At 62.9% G+C, this 21,966-nt stretch carries 21 protein-coding genes; 14 read left to right on the top strand and 7 right to left on the bottom strand.

Going from position 1 to position 21,966, the window contains the following annotated elements:
- Positions 1-119: 119 nt before the first annotated feature.
- The 6 genes from MTP16_RS01905 to amaB all read left to right on the top strand — a co-directional run bounded on the left by MTP16_RS01905 (position 120) and on the right by amaB (position 7,267).
- Entirely contained in the window at positions 120-923 is an 804-nt protein-coding gene (locus MTP16_RS01905) for a hypothetical protein (RefSeq protein WP_243515491.1), read from the top strand.
- A gap of 241 nt (positions 924-1,164) precedes the next feature.
- A complete protein-coding gene (locus MTP16_RS01900) occupies positions 1,165-1,701 on the top strand; it encodes an Hsp20/alpha crystallin family protein (protein WP_243515489.1) in 537 nt (178 codons plus the stop codon).
- 242 nt (positions 1,702-1,943) lie between these two features.
- Positions 1,944-3,440, top strand: a complete 1,497-nt coding sequence (locus MTP16_RS01895) for a S1C family serine protease (RefSeq protein ID WP_243515487.1) — start codon at positions 1,944-1,946, stop codon at positions 3,438-3,440.
- A 301-nt stretch (positions 3,441-3,741) separates the two neighbouring features.
- Positions 3,742-4,932 (top strand): AAA family ATPase, encoded by a 1,191-nt coding sequence (locus MTP16_RS01890; protein WP_243515486.1) that lies wholly within the window; start codon positions 3,742-3,744, stop codon positions 4,930-4,932.
- 159 nt (positions 4,933-5,091) lie between these two features.
- Entirely contained in the window at positions 5,092-5,535 is a 444-nt protein-coding gene (locus tag MTP16_RS01885) for a hypothetical protein (RefSeq protein WP_243515485.1), read from the top strand.
- A gap of 127 nt (positions 5,536-5,662) precedes the next feature.
- Entirely contained in the window at positions 5,663-7,267 is a 1,605-nt protein-coding gene (amaB, locus tag MTP16_RS01880; protein WP_243519945.1) for an L-piperidine-6-carboxylate dehydrogenase, read from the top strand.
- 197 nt (positions 7,268-7,464) lie between these two features.
- On the opposite strand, the gene MTP16_RS01875 is transcribed toward amaB, so the two are convergent.
- From MTP16_RS01875 to MTP16_RS01860, 4 genes are all read right to left on the bottom strand, one after another.
- On the bottom strand, positions 7,465-8,262 hold the full coding sequence (locus MTP16_RS01875) for a glycosyltransferase family 2 protein (RefSeq protein WP_243515484.1): 798 nt from the start codon (positions 8,260-8,262) through the stop codon (positions 7,465-7,467).
- On the bottom strand, positions 8,259-9,338 hold the full coding sequence (locus tag MTP16_RS01870; RefSeq protein ID WP_243515481.1) for an NAD-dependent epimerase/dehydratase family protein: 1,080 nt from the start codon (positions 9,336-9,338) through the stop codon (positions 8,259-8,261). The genes MTP16_RS01875 and MTP16_RS01870 overlap by 4 nt, the downstream gene beginning before the upstream one ends.
- Before the next feature lie 19 nt (positions 9,339-9,357).
- Positions 9,358-10,428, bottom strand: coding sequence for an NAD-dependent epimerase/dehydratase family protein (locus MTP16_RS01865; protein ID WP_243515479.1), 1,071 nt, complete (start codon positions 10,426-10,428; stop codon positions 9,358-9,360).
- Positions 10,429-10,505: 77 nt separating this feature from the next.
- Positions 10,506-11,060, bottom strand: coding sequence for a hypothetical protein (locus MTP16_RS01860; RefSeq protein ID WP_243515477.1), 555 nt, complete (start codon positions 11,058-11,060; stop codon positions 10,506-10,508).
- Positions 11,061-11,211: 151 nt separating this feature from the next.
- Between MTP16_RS01860 and MTP16_RS01855 the strand changes: the two genes are divergently transcribed.
- The 6 genes from MTP16_RS01855 to MTP16_RS01830 all read left to right on the top strand — a co-directional run bounded on the left by MTP16_RS01855 (position 11,212) and on the right by MTP16_RS01830 (position 15,567).
- Positions 11,212-11,784: an RNA polymerase sigma factor gene (locus MTP16_RS01855; protein ID WP_243515474.1), complete on the top strand. Its 573-nt coding sequence runs from the start codon at positions 11,212-11,214 to the stop codon at positions 11,782-11,784.
- Positions 11,785-11,912: 128 nt separating this feature from the next.
- On the top strand, positions 11,913-12,656 hold the full coding sequence (locus tag MTP16_RS01850) for a hypothetical protein (protein ID WP_243515471.1): 744 nt from the start codon (positions 11,913-11,915) through the stop codon (positions 12,654-12,656).
- Positions 12,653-13,891 (top strand): hypothetical protein, encoded by a 1,239-nt coding sequence (locus MTP16_RS01845; protein ID WP_243515468.1) that lies wholly within the window; start codon positions 12,653-12,655, stop codon positions 13,889-13,891. Before MTP16_RS01850 ends, MTP16_RS01845 begins: the two co-directional genes overlap by 4 nt.
- Positions 13,892-14,126: 235 nt before the next feature.
- Positions 14,127-14,612: a PPC domain-containing DNA-binding protein gene (locus MTP16_RS01840; protein WP_243515466.1), complete on the top strand. Its 486-nt coding sequence runs from the start codon at positions 14,127-14,129 to the stop codon at positions 14,610-14,612.
- A gap of 181 nt (positions 14,613-14,793) precedes the next feature.
- The gene (locus MTP16_RS01835; RefSeq protein ID WP_243515464.1) at positions 14,794-15,294 is read left to right on the top strand and encodes a PaaI family thioesterase; all 501 of its coding nucleotides are present in this window, start codon (positions 14,794-14,796) and stop codon (positions 15,292-15,294) included.
- Between the two features lie 87 nt (positions 15,295-15,381).
- Positions 15,382-15,567, top strand: coding sequence for a GIY-YIG nuclease family protein (locus MTP16_RS01830; RefSeq protein ID WP_243515462.1), 186 nt, complete (start codon positions 15,382-15,384; stop codon positions 15,565-15,567).
- A 179-nt stretch (positions 15,568-15,746) separates the two neighbouring features.
- On the opposite strand, the gene MTP16_RS01825 is transcribed toward MTP16_RS01830, so the two are convergent.
- The gene (locus MTP16_RS01825) at positions 15,747-17,249 is read right to left on the bottom strand and encodes a DNA integrity scanning protein DisA nucleotide-binding domain protein (protein WP_243515459.1); all 1,503 of its coding nucleotides are present in this window, start codon (positions 17,247-17,249) and stop codon (positions 15,747-15,749) included.
- A 205-nt stretch (positions 17,250-17,454) separates the two neighbouring features.
- The gene (locus MTP16_RS01820) at positions 17,455-18,267 is read right to left on the bottom strand and encodes an energy transducer TonB (RefSeq protein WP_243515456.1); all 813 of its coding nucleotides are present in this window, start codon (positions 18,265-18,267) and stop codon (positions 17,455-17,457) included.
- A gap of 155 nt (positions 18,268-18,422) precedes the next feature.
- On the opposite strand from MTP16_RS01820, the gene MTP16_RS01815 reads away from it, so the two are divergent.
- Together MTP16_RS01815 and MTP16_RS01810 are read left to right on the top strand one after the other, a co-directional pair.
- Positions 18,423-18,842, top strand: coding sequence for a RidA family protein (locus MTP16_RS01815; RefSeq protein ID WP_243515454.1), 420 nt, complete (start codon positions 18,423-18,425; stop codon positions 18,840-18,842).
- A 57-nt stretch (positions 18,843-18,899) separates the two neighbouring features.
- Positions 18,900-19,862, top strand: coding sequence for a bestrophin family protein (locus MTP16_RS01810; protein ID WP_243515452.1), 963 nt, complete (start codon positions 18,900-18,902; stop codon positions 19,860-19,862).
- A gap of 74 nt (positions 19,863-19,936) precedes the next feature.
- Here MTP16_RS01810 and MTP16_RS01805 read toward each other — a convergent pair whose 3' ends face one another.
- Positions 19,937-21,709: a gliding motility-associated C-terminal domain-containing protein gene (locus MTP16_RS01805; protein ID WP_243515449.1), complete on the bottom strand. Its 1,773-nt coding sequence runs from the start codon at positions 21,707-21,709 to the stop codon at positions 19,937-19,939.
- Positions 21,710-21,966: the final 257 nt, after the last annotated feature.

Raw genomic sequence — 21,966 nt, 5'->3', positions numbered from 1 at the left:
TGAACGATGGCACCCGAAACCAAACGGCCCATAAGGCGCAGGCGACGAGACGCAAATATGCGTCTCTACATCGTTCTGGACGAATCCAAGCTCTAATTCTTACAACTGTAAGCCCTCCCATGAAGCACCTTTTCATCGGCGCCGCGCTGGGCGCGCTCCTCGCCCTGCCGGCCGCCGCTCAAACCCGTCGCAGCGTTTTCGGCTGGCAACTGTGGCCGGAGGCGCAGGCCGAAGTGGCGCTGCCCGGCAACGACTACCTTCTCTTCTCGTTGCGCGGCCAGAACCTCACCGACAACAACGGCTTGCCCAATTCCAGCCGGGTGCTGGGCTTCGATGAGCGCCGCCTTGCCGTGGGCTACGAGCATTTCTGGAACGAGCATTGGAGCATCGGTGCCACCGCGGCCTACGTTTCGGCTTACAAAACCTATACGCTGGTGCCGGAGGTGCTGCTGCGCCACCGCAGCCCCATCGGGCCGCTCACCTTCGGCCAGCGCCTGAGCCTGGAGCGCGAGATTCCGGGTGCCACCGGCGTCAGTGGCCGCACCAACGCCCGCCTGCGCGTCGACCTGGAAAAAATCGTCTCGCTTGGCCGTCTCGCCATTCGGCCGCGCCTGAGCTACGAGGCCCTTGCCCACGTGCGCCTGCTGCGCGCCGACACCGATGCCAAAGAGCGCACCATTGACTACACCAGCCTGCGCGGCGAAGTGGGCGTGCGCCTCACCAACTGGCTCGATGCGACGCCGTGGGTGGCCCGCCAGACGGGCTACTCGTTTGGGCAAGACCAGTTCGATATCGACGGCAACGTGACCATCCCGGCCGGCCGGGCCAATGCCGTGTCGCCGGTGGTGGGATTGGAGGTGCGTTTCACCTTCCTCAACGGCCAGGATGCTGCCAGCCGGCAGCAACTGCCCACGCAGCACTAGCTAACGGCTGCTCGTCGTAGTGACATATTTTCAGGCTGATGTTTTTCGGATTTATGCGGTTTGGAAGGTGTGGGCTGTCTTTCTTGCACTGGGTGCAGCAAGATTGAGTGAATGATTATCGCAGAAATAGACATTTTGTCTTGAAAATGCGATGAAAATTGGTTTGGTACAGATTTGAATGAAAGCGAGTGTACGCCGCTAGCCGGCAGTCATTCTTTCACTTCAAACTTCTATATCAACCATGGCAACCCTGCTGTATAACACCCGCCCTTCTCTCCGCCCCAGCCGTGCCCTGAGCGCCATGCTGGCCGACATGCTGCAAGCCCCGCAAACCAACGCGGCGCAGCCTGCCCCCGCCTTCACGCCGGCTGCCGACATCCTCGAAACCGCCGAAGGCTTTGAGCTGCACCTGGCCCTGCCCGGCCTGAAGAAGGAAGCGGTCAACATTGAATTCCACGACGGCCAGCTGGTGATTTCGGGCGAGCGCGCCAACCCGGCCGCCGCTGCCAAAGAAGCCGCCGCTACCGCCACCGAAGCCAACGCCGGCGATGAAAACAAAGCCGACGAGAACAAGCCCGCCGTGGTAGCCCCCGAGGCACCCGCCGCGCCCAAGTTCCGGCGCCTCGAAACCAACTATGGCACCTTCAGCCGCAGCTTCCGCCTGCCTGACACGGTGAACGTGAAGGCCATTGGCGCCGAGCTGACCGACGGCATCCTGCGCGTCACGCTGCCCTTCGACACCGACAAAGTGACCAAGCAGCACATTGAAATTCGCTAATTGCCGGCCACTTACGCAAAAAAGGCACCCCACGGGGTGCCTTTTTTGCCGGTGCTGGTGTTAAGCTCATATCTAACCTGATTTGGCCTATTTTCTGCTAAAAGCAACCTTGGAGCGCTAAAGCGAATCCTTTCTGCGTTGATAGCAATATTGCTGGTTTGACTCATCCGCTTTTCATGCGGTTCTCGTTAAATTAGCCCTCACAATACCTGGTTTCACCTTTTTCCATTTTCCCTTACCCCATGCAAGCAAAACAAATGATGCTCGGCCTGCTCGGTTCCGCCATTTTGGGCGGCGGTGTGGCCGTGGGGGGGTACAAGCTGCTGGAGCCCGCCCAAGTGGCGCCCCAGGCTGTAGCCGCCAACCCCCAGGTGCGTTACACGTCCGAGATGCGGAGCACGCCCTACACCGTGCCCGAAGGCCTGAACTTCGTGGCCGCCGCCGCTGCCGTGACGCCGGCCGTGGTGCACGTGATGACCGAATACGCCGCCGCGCCCACCGACACGCGCCGGCAGCAGATGGACCCTTTCCTGCGCCAGTTCTTCGGCGACCAGTTTGACCAGTTTCAGCAGCAGCCCCAGGGTGGCGGCCAGGGCTCCGGCTCGGGCGTTATCATTGCCGCCAACGGCTATATCGTGACCAACAACCACGTCATCGACAAAGCTTCCAAGATTGAGGTAGTGCTCGATGACAAGCGCAAGTTCGACGCCGAGCTGGTGGGCGCCGACCCCACCACCGACCTGGCCGTGCTGAAGGTGAAAGCCGACAACCTGCCTTTCGTGAAGTACGGCAACTCCGACGACGTGAAGGTGGGCCAGTGGGTGCTGGCCGTGGGCAACCCATTCAACCTGAACTCGACTGTGACGGCCGGTATCATTTCGGCCAAGAGCCGCAACATCGGCATCCTGAACCGCAAGGACAACATGGGCCTGGAGTCGTTCATCCAGACCGATGCCGTGGTGAACCCCGGCAACTCGGGCGGTGCCCTGGTCAACCTCAACGGCGACCTTATCGGCATCAACTCGGCCATTGCCTCGCACACCGGCAGCTACGAAGGCTACTCCTTTGCCATTCCCAGCGCGCTGGCCAGCAAAGTGGTGGACGACCTGCTGAAATACAAAGTGGTGCAGCGCGCTTTACTCGGCGTGCAGATTCAGGAAGTTGACGCCAAATTGGCTTCCGAGAAGAAGCTGAACACCCTGAACGGCGTGTATATCCAGGGCCTGAGCGAAAACAGCGCTGGCGCCGCTGCCGGCCTGAAAACCGGCGACATCATCACCCAAATCAACGGGGTGGCCGTGAACACGTCATCGCAGTTGCAAGAGCAAGTGGCACGCTTCCGCCCCGGCGACAAGATTAAGGTGAGCTACCTGCGCGGCGGCACCCCCAATACCACCGAGGCGGTGCTGCGCAACACAACCGGCACCACCGCCGTGGTGCGCGAAGACGCCGTGGCGTCCATCAAGTACGAGGGCGCCACCATCTCGGCTGTGCCGGCCCGTGAGCTGGCCAAGCTGGGCCTGGAAGGCGGCGCCAAGGTGAGCGGCATCAAGGGCAGCGCGTTGCGCGAAACGGGCATGGCCGATGGCTTCATCATTACCCGCATTGAACGCAACCCGGTCACCAAGCCTTCCGACGTGAAAGCGTATCTGGAGCAGGGCCGCAACGGCTCGGGCGTGCTGGTAGAAGGCATGTACCCGGACGGCCGCAAGGCTTACTACCCCATCGGCGCTGAATAACATCTTTCTGCGTTGCAAAAGCCCCTGCCAAACCGGTAGGGGCTTTTTTTTGCACTAAGGCAGGACGGTTTTCCGAAGAGCTTTTCGGCTAAAATTATTGGTAAAAATTTATTTGGCAACACTTATAGAAAAGACTAAATAATAGGCATAACTTCGACAAATTTCCGTTGAAATACTGGCAATTGGCTTAGCAGTTCAAGTCTGTTAGCCGATTTTTATCGTAAGTATTAGTCCCAACTTGGGAAATTTTACTGCCGGTTTCAAACGGTAAGCGCATTGGCTTGCTGGCCAACACAAGTGAATGGAAAACGTCATTAACACCCTTTATATCCAGAATTTCAAGTCGATTCGGAGCGCCGTGTTGCATCCGCGGCGCGTCAACCTCATCATTGGCCAGCCCAATGTGGGAAAATCGACGGTGCTGGAGGCCATGAGCCTGCTGGGTAGTTTTCCGTTTGAAAAGAAGAAGAAATTCCTGAGCAGCTTTGTGCGCTATGAGAAGCCGGCGCACCTCTTTCATGACGGGGTAATGACGCACCCCGTACGCATTGAGACTGACCGCGATATCTGCTTGCTGGGGCATGAAAGCAAAAGCAAACGATTCCGGTACGGCGTGTTTAGCCAGGCCATGTACCGATTGCTACGGGCCAAGCTGGGCCTGCCGCTGCTAGAAGGCCGCAGCAAAACCCGCTCCGGCGACGACGCCCTGCTGCTTGACCGGCTGTATCCGCACCTGGCCACGGCCACGCCCATGCCCGAGCCGGGGTTTCTCTATACCGAGTTTGACCGCCACGGCCACTTGGACCAGCCCGGCGAAGACGGTCACTTCGTGGCATCGAGCCCAACCTGGCAGCCGCGCGCGGTGAAATCGTACCGCTACAAGCCCGGCGGCCATATCGACCGTCATTACCCCGACGTCTCGCTGCGCCCGCCGCACGGCAACAACCTGGTGCAGGTGCTGGAGCAGCACGCCGCCTTGCGCCACGAGTTTGCCAGCCTCTTTGCCGAGCGCGGCCTGCGCATGCGGGTGCGCCCCGACACCGGCCGGTTCGAGGTGATGAAAGAGGTGGACGGCCTCAGCTTTGCCTACCCGTATTCGGGCAGCGGCGACACGCTGCAGCGCTACGGCTTCTACTTGGCCGCCATGGAATCGAACCGCAACACGGTGATTTTGCTGGAAGAGCCCGAGGCGCACTCCTATCCGCAGTACGTGTCGCAACTGGCCGAGCGCATCGCCACGCAGCAGGAAAACCAGTTTTTTGTGACCACGCACAGCCCGCACTTCTTCAGCGAAGTGCTCGAAAACATGGTGCCCTACGAAAACCGGGTGCCCGAACTGGCCGTGTTTGTGGCTTATTACAAAGATTTTCAAACCAAAGTCCGGCAGCTCTCCGATGAGGAGGTGCGCAACCTGCGGCGCGACAGCCTGGACGTTTTCAACAACCTCGTTGACCTGGAGCAGGAGCGGGTGGCCCTGCGAAAAGTGGGATAGTACGTGCCCTGCCTTGTCCAAGCGAAGGCCTCTTTCTGGCACAGAAAGGGGCTTTTTTATGGCCGGCCAGGGCCACAGGCAGTAGGCGGGAGGATGCCCGGGCGTTAACCTCGTCTTTGGCTTGGCGTATATAGCACTGTTCGCCATTCCCATCCTGCCGTGCCTGCCTTTCCCGCCAATGCCTTTTCGCTCGAATACCGTTCCGATTTAGGGGTTCTCATTGGGCGGTGGTTGCAGGCCATGCCGCCGCCCGAGGTGCAGGAAACCTATCGGGTGATGCTGGCCGCGGCCAAGGAGCACGGCAACTGCCGCTTCTGGCTGCTGGATTTGCGCCGCCGCCCCCTGGATGGGCCCGACCTGAACGAGTGGTTCCGCGACCAGTTTTCGCCGAAGGTGGCCGCCGAACTGGGTGGGCCGCTGTTCACGGCGTACCTGTCGGGGCCGCACCAGCGACAGGCCGCGCAAAGCGCCGAGATGGAGCAGCACCTGCGCCATTCTGCGACCATCGACTCGTACCCCCTGTTTTACGACGACGAGGCTGAAGCCATGGCTTGGCTGCACGACCAGCAGGAGCGGGCCGGCATGCTGCCTTCCAACGAGTAAAAAGAGCGGCCGGGCTGACCCGTTGGCAAAGGAAATCGAGGGACGGAAGCACGGGCAGCGAATAGGCTGCCCCGTTCGTTGGCAAGCTGTAGCTTTGCGCCTGCATCATCCCACCCCCCTCATCGACATGAAGCAGGCCCTCGAAGAAGCCACCGCGCCCGACGTTACCGTGGCGCATCCCCACGAAGACCCCCACGGCATTCAGGACGTGCTGCGCCAGCTAGGCGTGGAGTCTGAAAACGCCGCCTACAGCACCGGCCGCACCTGGGGCGGCCAGGCCAACGCCGAGCGCCGCGTCATCAACGCCCCCGCCGACGGGCGCCGCATTGCCAGCGTGGCCTTCGCCACCCTCGACGACTACGACACCGTCATCAAAACCGCGCAGGAGGCTTTCCAAACATGGCGGCTGGTGCCCGCGCCCAAGCGCGGCGAAATCGTGCGGCAGATTGGCAACAAGCTGCGCGAATACAAGGAGCCGCTGGGCAAGCTGGTGAGCGCCGAGATGGGCAAAATCCTGCAGGAAGGCCTGGGCGAGGTGCAGGAGATGATTGACATCTGCGACTTTGCGGTGGGCCTCTCGCGCCAGTTGCACGGCTTCACCATGCACTCGGAGCGCCCGGCGCACCGCATGTACGAGCAGTACCACCCGCTGGGCCTGGTGGGCATCATTTCGGCCTTCAACTTCCCGGTGGCCGTGTGGAGCTGGAACGCCATGCTGGCCGCCGTGTGCGGCGACGTGAGCATCTGGAAACCCTCCGAAAAAACGCCTCTTACGGCCGTGGCCGTGCAGCACATCATCCGCGAGGTGCTCGAAGAAAACGACATCCCGGAAGGCGTATTCAGCCTGATTGTGGGCGGGGCCGACATTGGCGCGGCCATGGCTGCGGATAAGCGCGTGCCGTTGGTATCGGCCACGGGCAGCACCCGCATGGGCCGCAAAGTAGGCGAGGTGGTAGGCGCCCGCCTGGGCCGCGCCCTGCTGGAGCTGGGCGGCAACAACGCCATTATCGTCACTAAGAATGCCGACCTCGACATTGCCATCCGCGCCATCGTGTTTGGGGCGGTGGGCACGGCCGGGCAGCGCTGCACCAGCACCCGTCGCGTCATCATCGAGGACAGCGTGTTTGAGGAAGTGAAAAACCGCCTGCTGGCCACCTACCCCAAGCTGCCCATCGGCCACCCGCTGCAGGAAGGCACGTTGGTGGGCCCACTCATCGACGCCGATGCGGTGAAGATGTTCAGCGAGGCCCTGGAGAAAGTGCAGGCCGAAGGCGGCAAGCTGCTCACCGGCGGCCAGGTGCTGAGCGGCGCCGAGCTGCACGGCGGCCACTACGTGCAGCCCGCGCTGGTGGAGGTAGAAAACCACTACCACACGGTGCAGGAAGAAACCTTCGCGCCCATTCTCTACCTCATCAAGTACAGCGGCGGCGTGGAGAAAGCTATTGAGCTGCAAAACGACGTGCGCCAGGGCTTGAGCAGCAGTATTTTCACCCTGAACATGCGCGAGGCCGAAGCCTTCCTGGCCGCTGCGGGCTCCGACTGCGGCATTGCCAACGTGAACATCGGCACGAGCGGGGCCGAAATCGGTGGCGCGTTCGGCGGCGAGAAGGAAACCGGCGGCGGCCGCGAGTCTGGCTCCGACGCCTGGAAGGTGTACATGCGCCGCCAGACGAATACCATCAACTACTCCACTGAATTGCCGCTGGCGCAGGGCATTAAGTTTGATATTTAATGATGGCTTCGACGTAAAAAAAGGCCGTCCGGGAAACCGGGCGGCCTTTTTTTGTAAAGAGAGCTGTCTTGTCCGGGTGTGGGGCCTCACCCCCTGACCCCCTCTCCGAAGGGAGAGGGGGCACCGGTCTTGCTCCTGGCGTCTGGCGCCCCTCTCCCTTTGGAGAGGGGCCGGGGTGAGGCGTCACGTTGAGAAATCTATTCCTGCTTCTTTCGGAAATCGCCCTGCGAGAAATACTTTTCAATCAGGCAGTACATCATGATAAAGAAGTAGCGGCTGCCCATCTCCTTGATTTTGAGCTTGCTCTCACCGTATTTGCGATTGGTCCATGAGTTGGGCACTACGGCGTAGGAGTAGCCGCGCACGATGGCCTTGAGCGGTAGCTCCAGCGTGAGGTTGAAGTGCGGTGAGAGGAAGGGCTTGAGGCCTTCCATGGTGTGGCGCCGGTAGAGCTTGAAGGCGTTGGTGCAGTCGTTGTATTTCAGCCGGAATACCGTTTTCACGATGGCGTTGGCCATGCGGTTGATAACCCGTTTGTGGGGCGGGTAGTCGACCACCCGGCCGCCCTTGCCCCAGCGCGAGCCAAACACGCAATCGTACCCCTCCTGCATTTTGCGGTAGAAGCGCACCAGGTCGGCGGGGTCGTCCGAGAGGTCGGCCATCATCACGGCCACGCAGTCGCCGCGGTAGCGCTCCAGGCCGTAGCGCACGGCGTAGCCGAAGCCGTTGGGGCCGGCGTTGGTGTAGTACACCAGCGTCGGAATTTCGCGGGCTAGCTCTTCGAGTCGGGCCAGGGTGTTGTCCTTGGAATTGTCGTTGGTGACAACGATTTCGTGGGCAATGCCCTCGGCCAGCAGCGCGGCGTGCAGGCTGTGCAGGGTTTCGCCGATGCTTTCCTCCTCGTTGTAGGCCGGAATGACCACGCTCAGCAGCGGAGCGGCCGTGGCGGCTGCGGCTACATCGGGCAGCCCGACCGGAGACGTGGGCTCACTCATGCCGAAGGGGCGGGTTGGCGCTGGCGCAGCTCGTTGAAAATCTGGGTGAGGGTGGCCGTCAGGCCGTACTCGAACTGCCAGCCGGGGTAGTGCTGCTGGAAGCGGCGCACGTCCGACACGTACCAGATGTGGTCGCCCACGCGGTTCTGCTCCGAGTAGGAGTAGCTCATCTTGTTGCCCGTGATTTCCTCGCACAGCACAATGGCTTCCTGCATCGAGCAGTTGGCGAAGCGCCCGCCGCCGGCGTTGTACACCTCGCCGCCGGTGCGCGGCTGCTGGTAGAAGTGCCAGAACATGTTCACCAGGTCGTGGGAGTGGATGTTGTCGCGCACCTGCTTGCCCTTGTAGCCAAACACGGTGTAGTGCTGCCCGGTGATGGCGCACTTCATCAGGTACGACAGGAAGCCGTGCAGCTGCGCCCCCGAGTGGCGCGGCCCCGTGAGGCAGCCGCCGCGGAACACGGCGGTTTTCATGCCGAAGTAGCGGCCGTATTCCTGCACCAGCACATCGGCCGCCACCTTACTGGCCCCGAAGAGCGAGTGCGTGGTGTGGTCGATGCTCATTTTTTCGTCGATGCCGTGGGCGAAGTAGGGGTGGCTTTCGTCGATTTCCCAGCGGGTTTCCAGCTCCACCAGGGGCAGGAAGTTGGGATTGTCGCCGTACACTTTATTGGTAGAGGTGAAGATGAACACGGCTTCCGGGCAGTGCTGGCGCGTCATTTCCAGCAGGTTCAGCGTGCCGTTGGCGTTCACCGTGAAGTCGGTGAAGGGCTCGCGGGCGGCCCAGTCGTGGCTGGGCTGGGCGGCCGTGTGCACCACAAGGGCGATATCGGTGCCATACTCCTGGAAAATGGCCGTTAGCGCGGCCTGGTCGCGGATATCGACGGCGTGGTGGCGGTAGTTGGCAAAGGTGCTTTGCAGGCGGGCGCGGTTCCAGTCGGTGCTGGCATGCTCACCGAAAAAGTAGCTCCGCAGGTTGTTGTCGATGCCCACGATGAGGTCGAACTTGTCGGCGAAGAACTCGACGGCTTCGCTGCCAATCAGGCCCCCGGCCCCGGTTATGAGTGCTATTTTCATACGATGTCAGAAAAGGGGGCTAGCCTAAAATAGGTTTCAGCTGCGCCTCGTTGTCGCGCAGCCAGTGATACACGTCGGTCACAATCTGCTCGGCCGAGCGTTTGGGCGCCCAGCCGGTGAGGTTGGTCACGCGGGAGTTGTCGGTGAGGTAGAGCTGGATGTCGGCCTGCCGGTTCTCCACCTGCGAGCTGATGGGCACGGTGTGGCCCGTCACGCGCTGGCAGATGGCCGTCAGTTCCTGCAAACTCACGCTGATATCGCGCCCGCCGCCCACGTTCAGGGTCTGGCCGTTCACCTGGTCGAGGTTTTCGAGCTGGTACTGCACCAAATCGAACAGGTCGTCGACGTGCAGAATGTCGCGCACCTGCTTGCCTGTGCCGCCGAAGCCGAAGTAGCCCAGCGGCTGCTGCCAGAAGTGGCGCGCCACCCACAGCACCACCACGCCCTGGTCGACCTTGCCCATCTGCCAGGGACCGGTGAGCACGCCGCAGCGGTTGATGACCGTGCGCAGGTTGTAGAAGTGGTGGTATTCCTGAATCAGGTACTCCGAGCACAGCTTGGTGGCGCCGTAGAGCGAGCGGTAGCCTTCCAGGGGGAAGTCCTCGGCCAGGCCGCGGGGCGAGATGCCGGCAATGGGCTGCTCGGAGCTCACCTCGAAGCGGGTGTCGGCCTCCACAGTCCGGATTTTGTCAATCTGGTTAATCGGGTAAATCCGGCTCGTGGACAGGAACACGAACGCTGCGTTGTGCTGGCGGGCGTAGTTCAGGCAGTTCACCGTGCCGGCCAGGTTGGTGTTTATCAGGTAGTCGGGCGCCGAGGTGAGGCCGGCCAGCACCGAGGGCTCGGCCGAGGCTTCGATGACGGCCTCCACGGCGGGCAGGGCGTCGAAATCCTCCTTGTTGCGGATGTCGCCGTGCACAAACTCGATGCCGGCCTCGCGCAGGCGCGGCAGGTTCAGCTCCGAGCCGCGGCGCTTGAGGTTGTCGAGGGCGAAGATGCGGCACTCGGGGTAAGCCTCGCGGAAGCGCAGGGCCAGGGCCGAGCCCACGAAACCGGCGCCGCCGGTAATAAGTAGGGATTTGAGGGGCATAGCGAATAATTCGACTGTAAAATTGGCAACAAACCAGCGAAAAGCGGGCGTGCTGCAGCCAAGCCGGGCGCCCGGCCCTACTGTTGTGGCTCGTGGCGCACGTCGCCGTGGCCTTTGTACACCAGCCCGCTGGCGTCCGTTACCACATAGTAGAGCCGGTACAGCTCGCGCGGGCTGAGGCCGATAGCGGCATAATCGAGCCGGAAACTTGCTGCAAACCCGAAGCCAAGGGGACCAAACCGCTGCAGCACCTGATACTGCCGGTTCACCACCACGGCCCGAACGGTGAATGGATTGACGCCGCTGCCGGCGCCGCGTTGGGTCTGCAACGTCCACGTTGCCACGCCCGCCGGGGCCGGATTGGGGTAAGCGGTGGCAAAGGAAATCAGCGCCGTACGTTGCGCGCCGTTGAGGTCCACGTTGGCGTCGGCAAACAGGTCGCGCTCCGGCTTGTTCCAGGTGGCGTCCGTCGTCCAGTCGGTGTAGTCGCGCGGGCCCATCGGGAAATTATTGCCGTCGCGGTAAGTGATGCCCTCGCCTTCGCCGAAGTCGACAATGGGGTTGGTGTCGGAGGTGCTGCAGCTCCACAGGGCAGGCAGCAGGAGCAGGGAGAGAAGTCGGCGGGGGCGCATGGGAAAGGAAATGAGCAGGGATAAGACGTCAAAGGTAAAGAACCAGTAAATTGCACTTCGCCTCCGCTGGTCTGCGCCGCCCTGCAACCCTGCCGCCCGGGCCGGAGTCCTTCACCCGCTTAAGCATTTCAAACCCCGCCTTTCTCTGCACATGGAAGCCGCCGTTGCCTACGTTGACATCAATGCCCCGCTGGTGGAGCGCTGCCGCCTGAACGACCGCCAGGCCCAGGCCGAAATTTACCGGCGCTACGCCAAGGCCATGTTCAACGCGGCCCTGCGCATCACCGGCGACTACGCCGAGGCCGAGGACGTGCTCCAAGAGTCGTTTCTGAGCGCGTTCCGGGAGCTGAGCAGCTACAAGGGCGACTCCTCCTTCGGGGCCTGGCTCAAGCGCATCGTCGTCAACAAAAGCATCAACTGCCTGCGGCAGCGGCGGCTGGCGCTGGTGCCACTGGGCGAGCAGCACCACGAGGAGCCCGCCGAAGCCGCCGGCCTTTCGCCCGACGACGAGGCCGACACCCACTACCGCGCCGACGTGCTGCGCCGCTGCATTCAGGAACTGCCCGACGGCTACCGCGTAGTACTGAGCCTGTACCTGCTCGAAGGCTACGACCACCTCGAAATTGCCGGCATCCTGGGCATTTCCGAATCTACTTCTAAGTCGCAGTACAGCCGGGCCCGGGTGCGACTGCGCGAATTGGCCGCCCAGCGCGGCCTGAGTTAAGCCAATACCGTTACCTATTTATTACCTATTTCCACCTACTCTTCATCCTTTTTCGCCTGGCAGCGGCCACCCATTATACCTCCGCAGCCCCCTGAAACCTGGAAGAACCGTGCGTCTGTAACCCTTTCATGAACACGAATAAGCCAAATTCTTTAGAAAACTTCGTCGAGCGGCACCGCGCCGATTTCGACACCCACGAGCCGCGCCCCGACCTGTGGGCCGCGCTGGAGCAGCAACTCAACGAACCCGTGGCCGCACCCACCCTGCGCCTAGCCACGGAGCCCGCCGCAATCCCGGCAGTGGCCCCCCGCGCCAACTGGCTGCAGCGCTACGGTGTGGCCGCGTCGCTGGCCCTGCTGGTATTTGCCGCCGGCGCCAGCGAGGCTTGGAAATCGCATTCTCCTGCGGCAGAAGTAGCCGCAGTCCCGGCCCAAGCGGGCACCAGTAATGCAACTGCCGAAGCCGACGCCGCGCTCTACCAGGGCGGCAACCCGCTGGCCATGGCCGCCGCCGAGCGCACCACCGGCGCCGACAGCCAGCTCGTGCGGGCCGTGTGGGGCATGGAAGCCTACTACACCAACCAGTTGGCCCGGCGCCAGCAAGAACTAAGTGAGCTGAAAGGCCCCGGCATGGCCAGCGTGACCGCCGACTGGCAGCTGGAGCTGGTGTCGCTCGATTCGAGTTACCGCCAACTCAAGGCCGAGCTGCTGAACCACCCGCAGCCCGACGCCGTGCTCACGGCCATGAACCGCAACCTGCAGGTGCGCCTCGACATCCTCGACCAGCAGCTGCACCTGGGGGCGGGTGCCCTCGCCGAAGAGCGCAACACCAGTTCTTACGTGCTGGCCGACAGCCGGCGCCAGGCCGAATGAGCAAGTCCGTTCACGCCGCGCCGGGCTGGGTGCTGGGCCTGATGGTGGGGTTGCTGGGGCTGCTGGGCTCGCTGCCCGGCCGCGCCCAGGCCACGCAGTGGGTGGTGGGGCCGCAGGCCTTCACCCGGATGCAGACCTACGTGGCCGTGGTGGCCGAGTACGAGCAAAGCGGCCAACAAAACCCGCTGCCCGTCCAGGACACAGAGCAGGCCAGCAGCATCCTACAGGCCGAGCAGCGGCGGCGCCTGAGTCGCAGCTATGCTGTGCCCAAAACCGGCCGTTCCTTTTCGCTCGAAACCCGCTACGGTCGGGTGCAGGTGAATACTTGGAACAAGCGCGAAATCAAAGTGGACGCCGAATTGGTGGCGCGCTCCGAAACCGAGGCTGGTGCCCGCCAGGTGCTGGACGCGCTGGGCGTGCAGTGGCTCGACTACGACGCCCGCACCGGTGGCGTGGCCGTAAGCACGCAGTTTGGCCCGGCTTTGCGCGGCCGGCCGGGCGGCTGCCGCTACGAGGTGAACTACACCGTGTGGCTGCCCCGCACCACTGCCCTGCGCGTGCACAACAACTTCGGCGAGGTGGCCATTGCCGGCGACCTGACCGGGCCCACCGAGTTGGCCGTGGACTACGGAACCCTGCGCGCCGGCCGCCTCGACGGGCCGCGTAACCTGCTGCGCATCGGCAACGGCGACTGCACCGTGGCCTTCGCCGGCCGCGCCAGCATCGACGCCAGCTATGCCCGCCTGCGCCTCGACGAAGGCACTACGGTGGACCTGCGCAATAACTTTTCCGACATTGACATCGGCACCGTGCAGGACCTCACCGTGCACAGCAAGTACGGCGACGTGGCCTTGGGCACCGTACGCAACCTGCGCGGCTCGTCGGGCTACTCCCGCTTTACGGTGGATAGGCTGAGCGAAGGCCTGGACATGGCCGTGCGCTACAGCCCCGATTTCGTGGTGCGCGACATGGGTGCCAACTTCCGCCAGGTAAACCTCGACGGCGGTTTCAGCACTATCCGCCTGGGCTTTGCCGAGGCGCCGGGCTTCCGCTTCGATGTGAGCACCGAGCAGGGGCAGTTGCTGGTGGATAAGAACTTCGTGCGGGTGCTCTCGCAGGAAAACGGCCCCCAAACCAGCGACGTGCTGGGCGTATTCGGCGGTGCCGTGCCGGCCCGCAACGCCGGGAATGTGAATATTAAGGTGCGCTACGGCACGGTGCGGTTTATCAAGTAGTGGGCTTCGTTCTCACGGGCGCCTCACCCCCTGACCCCCTCTCCATAGGGAGAGGGGGCACCGGTTTTGCTTTAAAAGAAGTCGACTGGCACCCCTCTCCCTGGGGAGAGGGGCGGGGGTGAGGTCTCATGCCTGAACGAAGCATATGCGCGGCTAACTCTTACCTTGCCCCGTGTTTCGCCTGCTTCTCCTTTGCCTTCTGGCTAGCCCTGCGCTGGCCCAAACTGCGCCCGCCGTGTCTGCCGCTTCCACTTCCGCGCTGAAAACCCACGCCCTGCGCCTGCGACCGGGCGACGACCTACGCCAAAGCCTCAACGCTTTTGCCAAAGCCCACAACATCCGGGCGGGCGCCATGGTGACGTGCGTGGGCAGCCTCACGGTGGCCACGCTGCGGCTGGCCAACCAGGAAGGCCCCAGCGTGTACCGCGGCCACTTCGAGATTGTGTCACTGGTAGGCACGCTGTCCGTCAACGGCTCGCACCTGCACCTGGCCGTGAGCGACAGCACCGGCCGCACAATCGGTGGGCATTTGCTCGATGGCTGCCGGGTGTACACCACGGCCGAAATCGTGCTCAGCGAGCTGGCCGGGCTGGAGTTTCGCCGCGAGCCTGACCCTACGTTTGGCTACCAGGAGCTGGCCGTTTACCCGGCCGCGGCCGCGCAGCCAGAGCCGGTTGCAACGCCGCCGAAAAGAGGGCAGTCCAAAGCCAAAAACAAGTGAGCAGAACGCCTTTCCTAAGCGGCCGGCTGTATCACTTTGGCCTTCGATTAAGTCTGCCGCGCCGGGGTGAATAACTCGGCCGATTGGCATGTAGTGGTGCTGGTTTTGGCAGGATGGGTTAGCTGCGCTGGCTTTCAGCTGCTGCGCTGCGCTCGCAAAGACAAACCCGTACCTTCGCTCCATGCCCACCGCCTCCGCCGATACCCCGCAAGCTGCTGCCTTCCGCCGCCAGGTGCTCAATCCCCTGAAGCTGCGGTTATTCCTGCTGCAAAAGCTGCCCATGGCCTGGCTGGCGGGCCTGCGCCTCACGCAGCTCACGCCGGAGGCCGCCACCGTCACCGTTCGCTACAAGTACCTCACGCAAAACCCGTTTCGCAGCATCTATTTCGCCTGCCTGGCCATGGCGGCCGAGCTGGCCAGCGGCATTCAGGCCATGATGCACGTGCAGGCCGGTGGCCCGGTTTCGATGCTGGTGGTGGGCCTGCAGGGCGACTTCAAAAAGAAAGCCGTGGGCCTGATTTCCTTTACCTGCCCCGACGGCCCGCGCATCGCCCAGGCCGTGGCCGAAAGCCGCGCCACCGGTGAAGGCCGCACCGTGGAGTGCACCAGCACCGGCGTGGACGAGGCCGGCGACGTGGTGGCCGTGTTCCGCCTCACCTGGTCGTTTCGGGCGAAGCGGTAGGGGACGGAATTGTCATTGCGAGGGCGCAGCCCGTGGCAATCCGTCCTGTTCTCAGCGACCAGCCTTCTAGGGTGACAAAGCCCTGACATGCACACCTATTACGTCTATCTGCTGACCAACGCCAACCACGCTGTGCTCTACATTGGCGTGACTAATGATTTAGCGCGACGCATTGCAGAACACAAAGCAGGAACGCACGAAGGCTTTACCAAGAAATACAACGTGCACAAGCTGGTATACTTTGAAACGTACGGCACGATGCCGATGCCATAGCGCGCGAGAAACAGCTTAAGGCTGGCTCTAGAGTTAAAAAAACTGGCGTTGATTAGTGCGAATAATCCGGCCTGGGAAGAATTGGTAGCTTAAGAGGGCTTTGTCACATTATTAGGTTGGTCGCTGAGAACAGGACGGATTGCTTCGGCTTCGCCTCGCAATGACAGGTGGCCCCGCGCCTACTCCTTCTCCGACGTAATCACGTCCACCAAGCCGTCCTCGCTCACCACGATGGCAATGCACGGATGCTCCGAACTTTCCACGTAGCGCAGGGCCGAGTTGTAGCGGGCGCCGCGGGCGCCGTCGCCCCGGCCGGAGGCACGGCCGTCCAGAATCACGCCGATGGAGTAGCAGTAGCCCTCGGGGTCGAGCAACACGGCGCCGTCGATGCTGGTGACGAGGCGGGTGATGAGCGGCGTGAGCGGCACGGGCTCGATGAGCGTGCACTGCAGCTTGAGGCGGTCGGCTTCGGCCAGGGCTTCGGTGGTGATGACGAGCAGCGTGCCGTGGGGTTGGCGGCTGGCTTCGAGCACTACGTCCCAGAGGCGTTCTACCTTGGTGTGGTCGGTGAGGGCGAAGGTGCGCTTGAGGGCCTTGCGGAAGCCGGTACGGTTGAGGCGGGTGTGGGGCAGGCCGGGCAGGCCGTAGTGCGAGCGCAGCAGCACGTGGCCGGCGTGCTGCAGCTCCCAGGCGTAGTGCGTCACGAAGCTGATGACGAACAGGTCTTCGCGCTCGGCGTCGTAGTGGCCCACCTGCCGGCCCAGGGCGTACACGCTGTTGCCGTCGGCCAGCAGGTGCACGTCGGGCGTGGTCATCTCCAGCAGCTTGCGCACGGCGCGGAAGTCGGTGAGGTCGGTGGGGCAGGTGAGGGCGAAGATTTCCTCCAGGTTGGGGTGGCCGCGGCGGGCCAGCAGCAGCTTGCCCACGCCCTCGGCCCCCTCGTAGCGCAGGCTGCTGATGGTATTGCAGGTGCTGAAGAGCTGCGTCACGGCCGGGTCGAGCCCCAAGGCCTGGGCGGGCGTGTCCATCAGGGCCTTGCCGGCGCTGCGCAGAAGCTCCTCGCTCTCGCGGGGCCGCACGAAAAAGCCCATGCCGGCGGCTGCTTCCTTCAGCGCCTTCACGGTTTCGTCGTTGAAGCGGTGCATGGCCGCCACTAGCAGCGAAGGCGCCAGCGGCCGCCCGCTGGTATAGAAGCGGTGCGGGCGCAGCGAAGGGTAGGCCCGCAGCGGCTTGCGCTGCAGGCGCAGCACCGTCACCACAAAATGGCCGTGCATCTCCACGGGCCAGCCGGCAAAGTGCTGGTGCGGCGCGCTCTCGTCTAAGAGGTCCAGGGTTTCCTGCACGGCTTCCCGAATGCCGATTACCTCGTGCTTGCGCCGCACCATGTCGGCCGATACGTCGGCGCTTTCCACGTAGGGTGGGGGCGTGGTGAGCTGAATGACCCTACCCCGCGCCACGGCCCCATCAAACGGCTCGCTGGGCAGGCCGCAGTCTTCGGGCTCCAGGCAGCGGGCGCACTGCGTGGGGTCGGCGGGCAGGGCCAGCAGCAGCACATACGGCTTTAGGTCGTCGTCGAGGAAATCGAACAGGTCGTTCGCCAGGCTTTGGGCAGCTTCGCGGTAGCGGGTTTGGTGGGCCCAGAGCAGGGTGGGAGAGGTGGCGAGGATGAGCGAGGGAATCATGGGAAGCAGGAAGTTGAGAACGTCAAACTCCCCTCCTTTTTTAAGGAGGGGACATTTTTGCGTAGCAAAAATTGGGGTGGTTACGCTCGTTGAACGACATCCGAACAAGGCCATCGCACGTCGTTCGGCCATCGTTCAACGATTTCACCACCCCCGTCCGCGCTTCGCGCGAACATCCCCTCCTCAAAAAAAGGAGGGGAGTTGCTTACAACTGGAATAAAACAGGCAAAAGCATCTTTTGCTTTATCGGCTTGCCCTGAAACATGGCGGGCTCCCATTTGGGCGCGGCTTTGATGAGGCGCAGGGCTTCTTCGTCGAGGCCCGAGCCCATCTTGCGGGCCACGCGCACGTCGGTGAGGCTGCCGTCGGGCTGCACCATAAACTCCACCATCACCTTGCCCTGAATCTTGCGCTGCTTGGCCAGCAGGGGGTATTTCTGGTTTTTCTCAATCCAATCGAAGAAGGCCTGGGTGCCACCCACAGGCTGGGTGGGGCGGTCGGGGGCCACCACGGGCCGCACGTTGGGGTTGGCCGAGGCGGCAATATCAGCGGCCGAGGTGAGGATGGGCCGCTCCTTGCTGGCCGCGCCCACCGTGACGGTGCTGCCCGGCGACATCACGAACGACACGGGCACCACCACGCGCTGACGCACCACTTCGTTGCGGTGGTGACGGGCCGGCGTCCACTTCGGAGCGCTTTTGATGAGGCGGATGGCTTCGGCGTCCAGCTCCGGCGACAGAGGCTTTTCAACCTTTACTTCGTTCACGGTGCCGGTTTTCTCCACAATGAAGCTCACTTTCACCGTGCCCTGGATGCCCTTTTGCATGGCGCTGGCGGGGTATTTCTGGTGGTCGGCCAGGAACTGGGCGTAGCGCTCGGTGCCGCCGATGGGCACGGCCGGCTGGGCCACCGAGTCGTACACGGTGCCGCTGGCGGGCTTGGGCGGCATCTTGAGCTTTTGGGCCTGGGCGCCGAAGCCGAGGGCGCAGGAAAGCAGTAGAGGAAGCAGGATTTTCATGCGAATAGCTGAATAAATTCGTCGGGGATGTGTGCAAATAACGGTACGCAGAACACAGCCCACTGAAAAAACCTTGCCAGCCGAAGCCGTTAAATGGGCTGACGTGCGGCCCGGCGTTTTACTTTCGCCTTGTCACATCATATTTTACTTTTCGCATGGCTGAGTCCGCCGCCACCTCCCGCGCCCCCGAGCCCGTGGGCGCCTACCCCTACACCCGCCGCGTGGGCAACCTGCTGTTTCTCTCCGGCGTGGGCCCGCGGCAGCGCGGCCAGAAGGCCATCCCCGGCGTGGAGCTGGACGAAGCCGGCAACATCCTGCAGTACGACTTCGAAAGCCAGTGCCACGCCGTGTTCCAGAACGTGCGCTACATTCTGGAGGAAGCCGGCGCCCAGTGGGACGACCTCGTGGACGTGACCGTGTTTCTGACCAACATGAAAGACGACTTTCCGGTGTATAACCGCCTCTACGCCGAGTACTTCGCCACGGCCCAGCCTTGCCGCACCACCCTCGAAATCAACTGCCTGCCCACGCCCATTGCCATCGAGCTGAAGTGCATCGCGGCCCTGCCGAATTAATCGGACTTTAATTTCTGAAGCGCAACAACCCCTCTTCTTTCCCGGTTTAGGTCGGTAATGTACATACGTAAAAACCTCCGGTGGAGCGTCGTTTGGCGGCTTACCTGGCGCAGCCTGGTGATATTCACCATTTACAATACCTTGGTCTGTTTGCTCTACGGACCACTCGACTTTCACTTTCTTGACATTCCGTGGCAACCGGTGGCGCTGCTGGGCACGGCCGTGGCCTTCTACATCGGCTTTAAGAGCAACGGCTCCTACGACCGGTTCTGGGAGGGCCGGCAGCTGTGGGGCAGCATCGTGAACACCAGCCGCGTGTGGGCCATTCGGGTGTTCGATTTCGTGCACCCCGAAGGCAACGCCGACCCCCGCGACCACCCCGAGCTGACGGCCCTGCACCGCCGCCTGTCGTACCGCCACGTGGCCTGGTGCAACGCCCTGCGCCTGCACCTGCGCCGCCAAACCGCCGAGCTCTGGGACACCGAAGTGGCGCCCTTCCTGCCCCCCGACGAAGCCGCTACGGCCAAAAACCTCAGCAACCCCCCCACCCACCTGCTGCGCCGCCAAAGCGTGGAGCTGCGCGAATTGGTGAAACAGAGCCTGCTTACCGAGTTTCGCCAGGTGGCCCTGATGCAGACCATTCAGGACTTGTTCAATGCCCAAGGCGGCTGCGAGCGCATTAAAAACACGCCTTTCCCGCGCCAGTTTGCGTTTTTCAGCTTTGCCTTCGTCTGGATTTTCGCGGCCGTGCTGCCGCTGGGCCTGGTCGAGGAATTCGACCACCGCATTGCCCTGGGCCAGTACCACGTGTGGCTGATGGTGCCGTTTTCGGTGCTGGTGTCGTGGGTGTTCAACGTCATCGAGCTGGTGGGCCACACCAGCGAAAACCCCTTCGAAAACGACCTCTACGACGTGCCCATGACGTCCATCTGCCGCAGCATCGAAATTGATATTCGCGAGCTGCTGGAAGAAACCGAGCTGCCCCCCAAGATTGTGCCCGTAAACGACGTACTCTATTAAGCAGCCAACTGCTTTGAAAAAAGAAGACCCCGAAGCAGCGCTCCGGGGTCTTCTTTTTTCAGGGAGGAAGTTCTCTACTTCACCACCTCTATCCAGGTTTTGTTTTCCTGTCGACGGCCGGCGCAGTCGGTGTATTCCACTTGGTAGTAGTACATGCCGGCGCTGTTATCCTCTGCTTTCCAGCCCTTGGCGGCGTCGTTGCCTTCGTATACCTTGCGGCCCCAGCGGTTGAACACGCGGAGGCGGTAGCCGGTCACGTCGCTGATGCTGAGCTTCAACTCCTCGTTCTGGCCGTCGCCGTTGGGGGTGAGTACGTTGGGGAATTTGGGCACGGCGTCGCTTTTCACCGTGAGCGAGGTGGTGGCCGTGGCCGGGCAAGCGCCGCTGCTGGTGTAGCTCACGGTGTAGGTGCCGGCGGTGGAGTTGCCCACGTCGATGAGGCCCGTGCTGGCGTTGAGGGCCAGCCCGGCCGGCGTGGCTGTGAACGTGCCGCCCGCCGGCTGGAACGTGGGCGCGCCGCTGCTGCCCACCCGGCAGTAGGTGCTGGCCGGGTAGGCCAGCGCGGCCACCGTGCGCACCAGCGTGATGGACGTGGTGGCCACGGCCTGGCAGGAGTTCGGAATGGTGTAGGTCACGGTGTAGGTACCCGACGTGGAGGCCGTCAGGTTCACGGCGCCGGTGGCGGCGTTGAGCACCAGGCCCGCGGCGCTGGTGAAGGTGCCGCCCATGGGGGTAAAGCTGGTGGGCGTCACCGTCTGGACGGGGCCGCCGGCGTTGCCCTGGCAGAAAGGTCCGGCCGGGTAGGCCACCGTGGCCACGGTGGGCGGCACCGTCACGGTCACGGCCGAGGAGTTGCTCGATTGCAGGCGGCAGGTCACCACCGCCCGGTAACGGGTCGTCACCGAGGGCGTCACGGTGAAGAAGGTGGAGGTGGCGCCCCCGATGTTGGTGTAGGTGGTGCCGCCATCAGTGGAGGCCTGCCACTGGTAGGTGATGCCGCCCGTGGCCGAAGCCCCCGTGAGGCCCAGCACCACCTGCTGGCCCGGGCACACGCTGGCGGGGTTGGCCACGGCCGTGCCGCCGGTGGGCACGCCCAGGCAGTTCGAGCCCAGGCTGATGCCCATCACGTTCAGCACCGGGTCGGTTGACTGCTTAGATACGAACACTCTTTCCACCGACTTGCTGTAAGCGGTTACGGGCAACGACAAGCGCACCTCGTAGATGCGCGGGTCGTTGGCCTGGTTGTCAATCACGTCGTCGGGCCGGTTTACACGGCTGCCGACGATGATGGCCGGCGTGATGGTGCCGCCAAACCAGTCGGGCACTACGATGTTGGGGAAATCTTCCCGGCTGCCATCGGTGAAGAAAACGGTGAATGACTTGGGGGCGCTGCTGCCGTTGCCTTCGGTGGCCAGCACCATCACCTCGCTGCACGGCTGCGGATTGGTGAGCGTGAGCGTGCCCGAGCCATTGCCGTCGATGCGCAGCGAGTTGTTGCCGCTAAAAGGGCCCATCTGGTAGGTGAGGCCGGGCGTGCTGATGCTGGTGATGAGGCCCGACTGCGGCAGGCCGCGGGTGGGGCGCTGGCCGGCGGGGTTTTGGTAGTTGGTGGTGGCAAAGCACCAGCGCACCGACGAGTTGCCGCGGTCCACGGTGTTGGTGGTTTGGCTGGCCACAGTGCCGGGGCCGCCGGCATTAGGGCCTGTGGTGATGCCTTCGGCCACCACGTCGGCGTTGTAGCCGGTTACGGTAGCCGGCACATACACGGTTTGCGCCTGGGCGGTGCGCAGCGCTCCCGGGCCCAGCAGGGCGAGAAGGAAGGCCAGTTGCGTAATTTTTGTTCTCATTGGGTGATGAGGGGTGAAAGAATGAAGGGGTGGTGAAGAAAATAGTCAGTTACCTGGCTACCTGGGGGCAAATTAGCCACAATAAACGTTTAAGCAACGACAATTTTCATGCCTCAATGCACCGCTTACCGTGGCCGTATCGGTTGAGGCCCACACTTTTCGGTGGGGCAGCCAGCCGGGAAGCGCAAAAAGCCCGTCCATAGGCTGGAAACGGCTATTTCAGCGCTCGGCCGAGTAAGCTCAACCTAACGCTGCTG

It is taken from the genome of Hymenobacter monticola, from assembly GCF_022811645.1.
GTDB lineage: Bacteria > Bacteroidota > Bacteroidia > Cytophagales > Hymenobacteraceae > Hymenobacter > Hymenobacter monticola.
Note: the sequence above shows the minus strand (reverse complement) of the source record. Positions and strands in the feature narration are given on the sequence as shown.

Bases quoted from the DNA above. Each gene is read 5' to 3' on its own strand.
- MTP16_RS01875 (WP_243515484.1), bottom strand. From the start codon at position 8,262: ATGAGTGAGCCCACGTCTCCGGTCGGGCTGCCCGATGTAGCCGCAGCC.
- MTP16_RS01895 (WP_243515487.1), top strand. From the start codon at position 1,944: ATGCAAGCAAAACAAATGATGCTCGGCCTGCTCGGTTCCGCCATTTTG.
- MTP16_RS01835 (WP_243515464.1), top strand. From the start codon at position 14,794: ATGCCCACCGCCTCCGCCGATACCCCGCAAGCTGCTGCCTTCCGCCGC.
- MTP16_RS01820 (WP_243515456.1), bottom strand. From the start codon at position 18,267: ATGAAAATCCTGCTTCCTCTACTGCTTTCCTGCGCCCTCGGCTTCGGC.
- MTP16_RS01850 (WP_243515471.1), top strand. From the start codon at position 11,913: ATGAACACGAATAAGCCAAATTCTTTAGAAAACTTCGTCGAGCGGCAC.
- MTP16_RS01845 (WP_243515468.1), top strand. From the start codon at position 12,653: ATGAGCAAGTCCGTTCACGCCGCGCCGGGCTGGGTGCTGGGCCTGATG.
- MTP16_RS01860 (WP_243515477.1), bottom strand. From the start codon at position 11,060: ATGCGCCCCCGCCGACTTCTCTCCCTGCTCCTGCTGCCTGCCCTGTGG.
- MTP16_RS01870 (WP_243515481.1), bottom strand. From the start codon at position 9,338: ATGAAAATAGCACTCATAACCGGGGCCGGGGGCCTGATTGGCAGCGAA.
- amaB (WP_243519945.1), top strand. From the start codon at position 5,663: ATGAAGCAGGCCCTCGAAGAAGCCACCGCGCCCGACGTTACCGTGGCG.
- MTP16_RS01825 (WP_243515459.1), bottom strand. From the start codon at position 17,249: ATGATTCCCTCGCTCATCCTCGCCACCTCTCCCACCCTGCTCTGGGCC.
- MTP16_RS01865 (WP_243515479.1), bottom strand. From the start codon at position 10,428: ATGCCCCTCAAATCCCTACTTATTACCGGCGGCGCCGGTTTCGTGGGC.
- MTP16_RS01890 (WP_243515486.1), top strand. From the start codon at position 3,742: ATGGAAAACGTCATTAACACCCTTTATATCCAGAATTTCAAGTCGATT.
- MTP16_RS01815 (WP_243515454.1), top strand. From the start codon at position 18,423: ATGGCTGAGTCCGCCGCCACCTCCCGCGCCCCCGAGCCCGTGGGCGCC.
- MTP16_RS01900 (WP_243515489.1), top strand. From the start codon at position 1,165: ATGGCAACCCTGCTGTATAACACCCGCCCTTCTCTCCGCCCCAGCCGT.
- MTP16_RS01905 (WP_243515491.1), top strand. From the start codon at position 120: ATGAAGCACCTTTTCATCGGCGCCGCGCTGGGCGCGCTCCTCGCCCTG.
- MTP16_RS01805 (WP_243515449.1), bottom strand. From the start codon at position 21,709: ATGAGAACAAAAATTACGCAACTGGCCTTCCTTCTCGCCCTGCTGGGC.
- MTP16_RS01855 (WP_243515474.1), top strand. From the start codon at position 11,212: ATGGAAGCCGCCGTTGCCTACGTTGACATCAATGCCCCGCTGGTGGAG.
- MTP16_RS01830 (WP_243515462.1), top strand. From the start codon at position 15,382: ATGCACACCTATTACGTCTATCTGCTGACCAACGCCAACCACGCTGTG.
- MTP16_RS01810 (WP_243515452.1), top strand. From the start codon at position 18,900: ATGTACATACGTAAAAACCTCCGGTGGAGCGTCGTTTGGCGGCTTACC.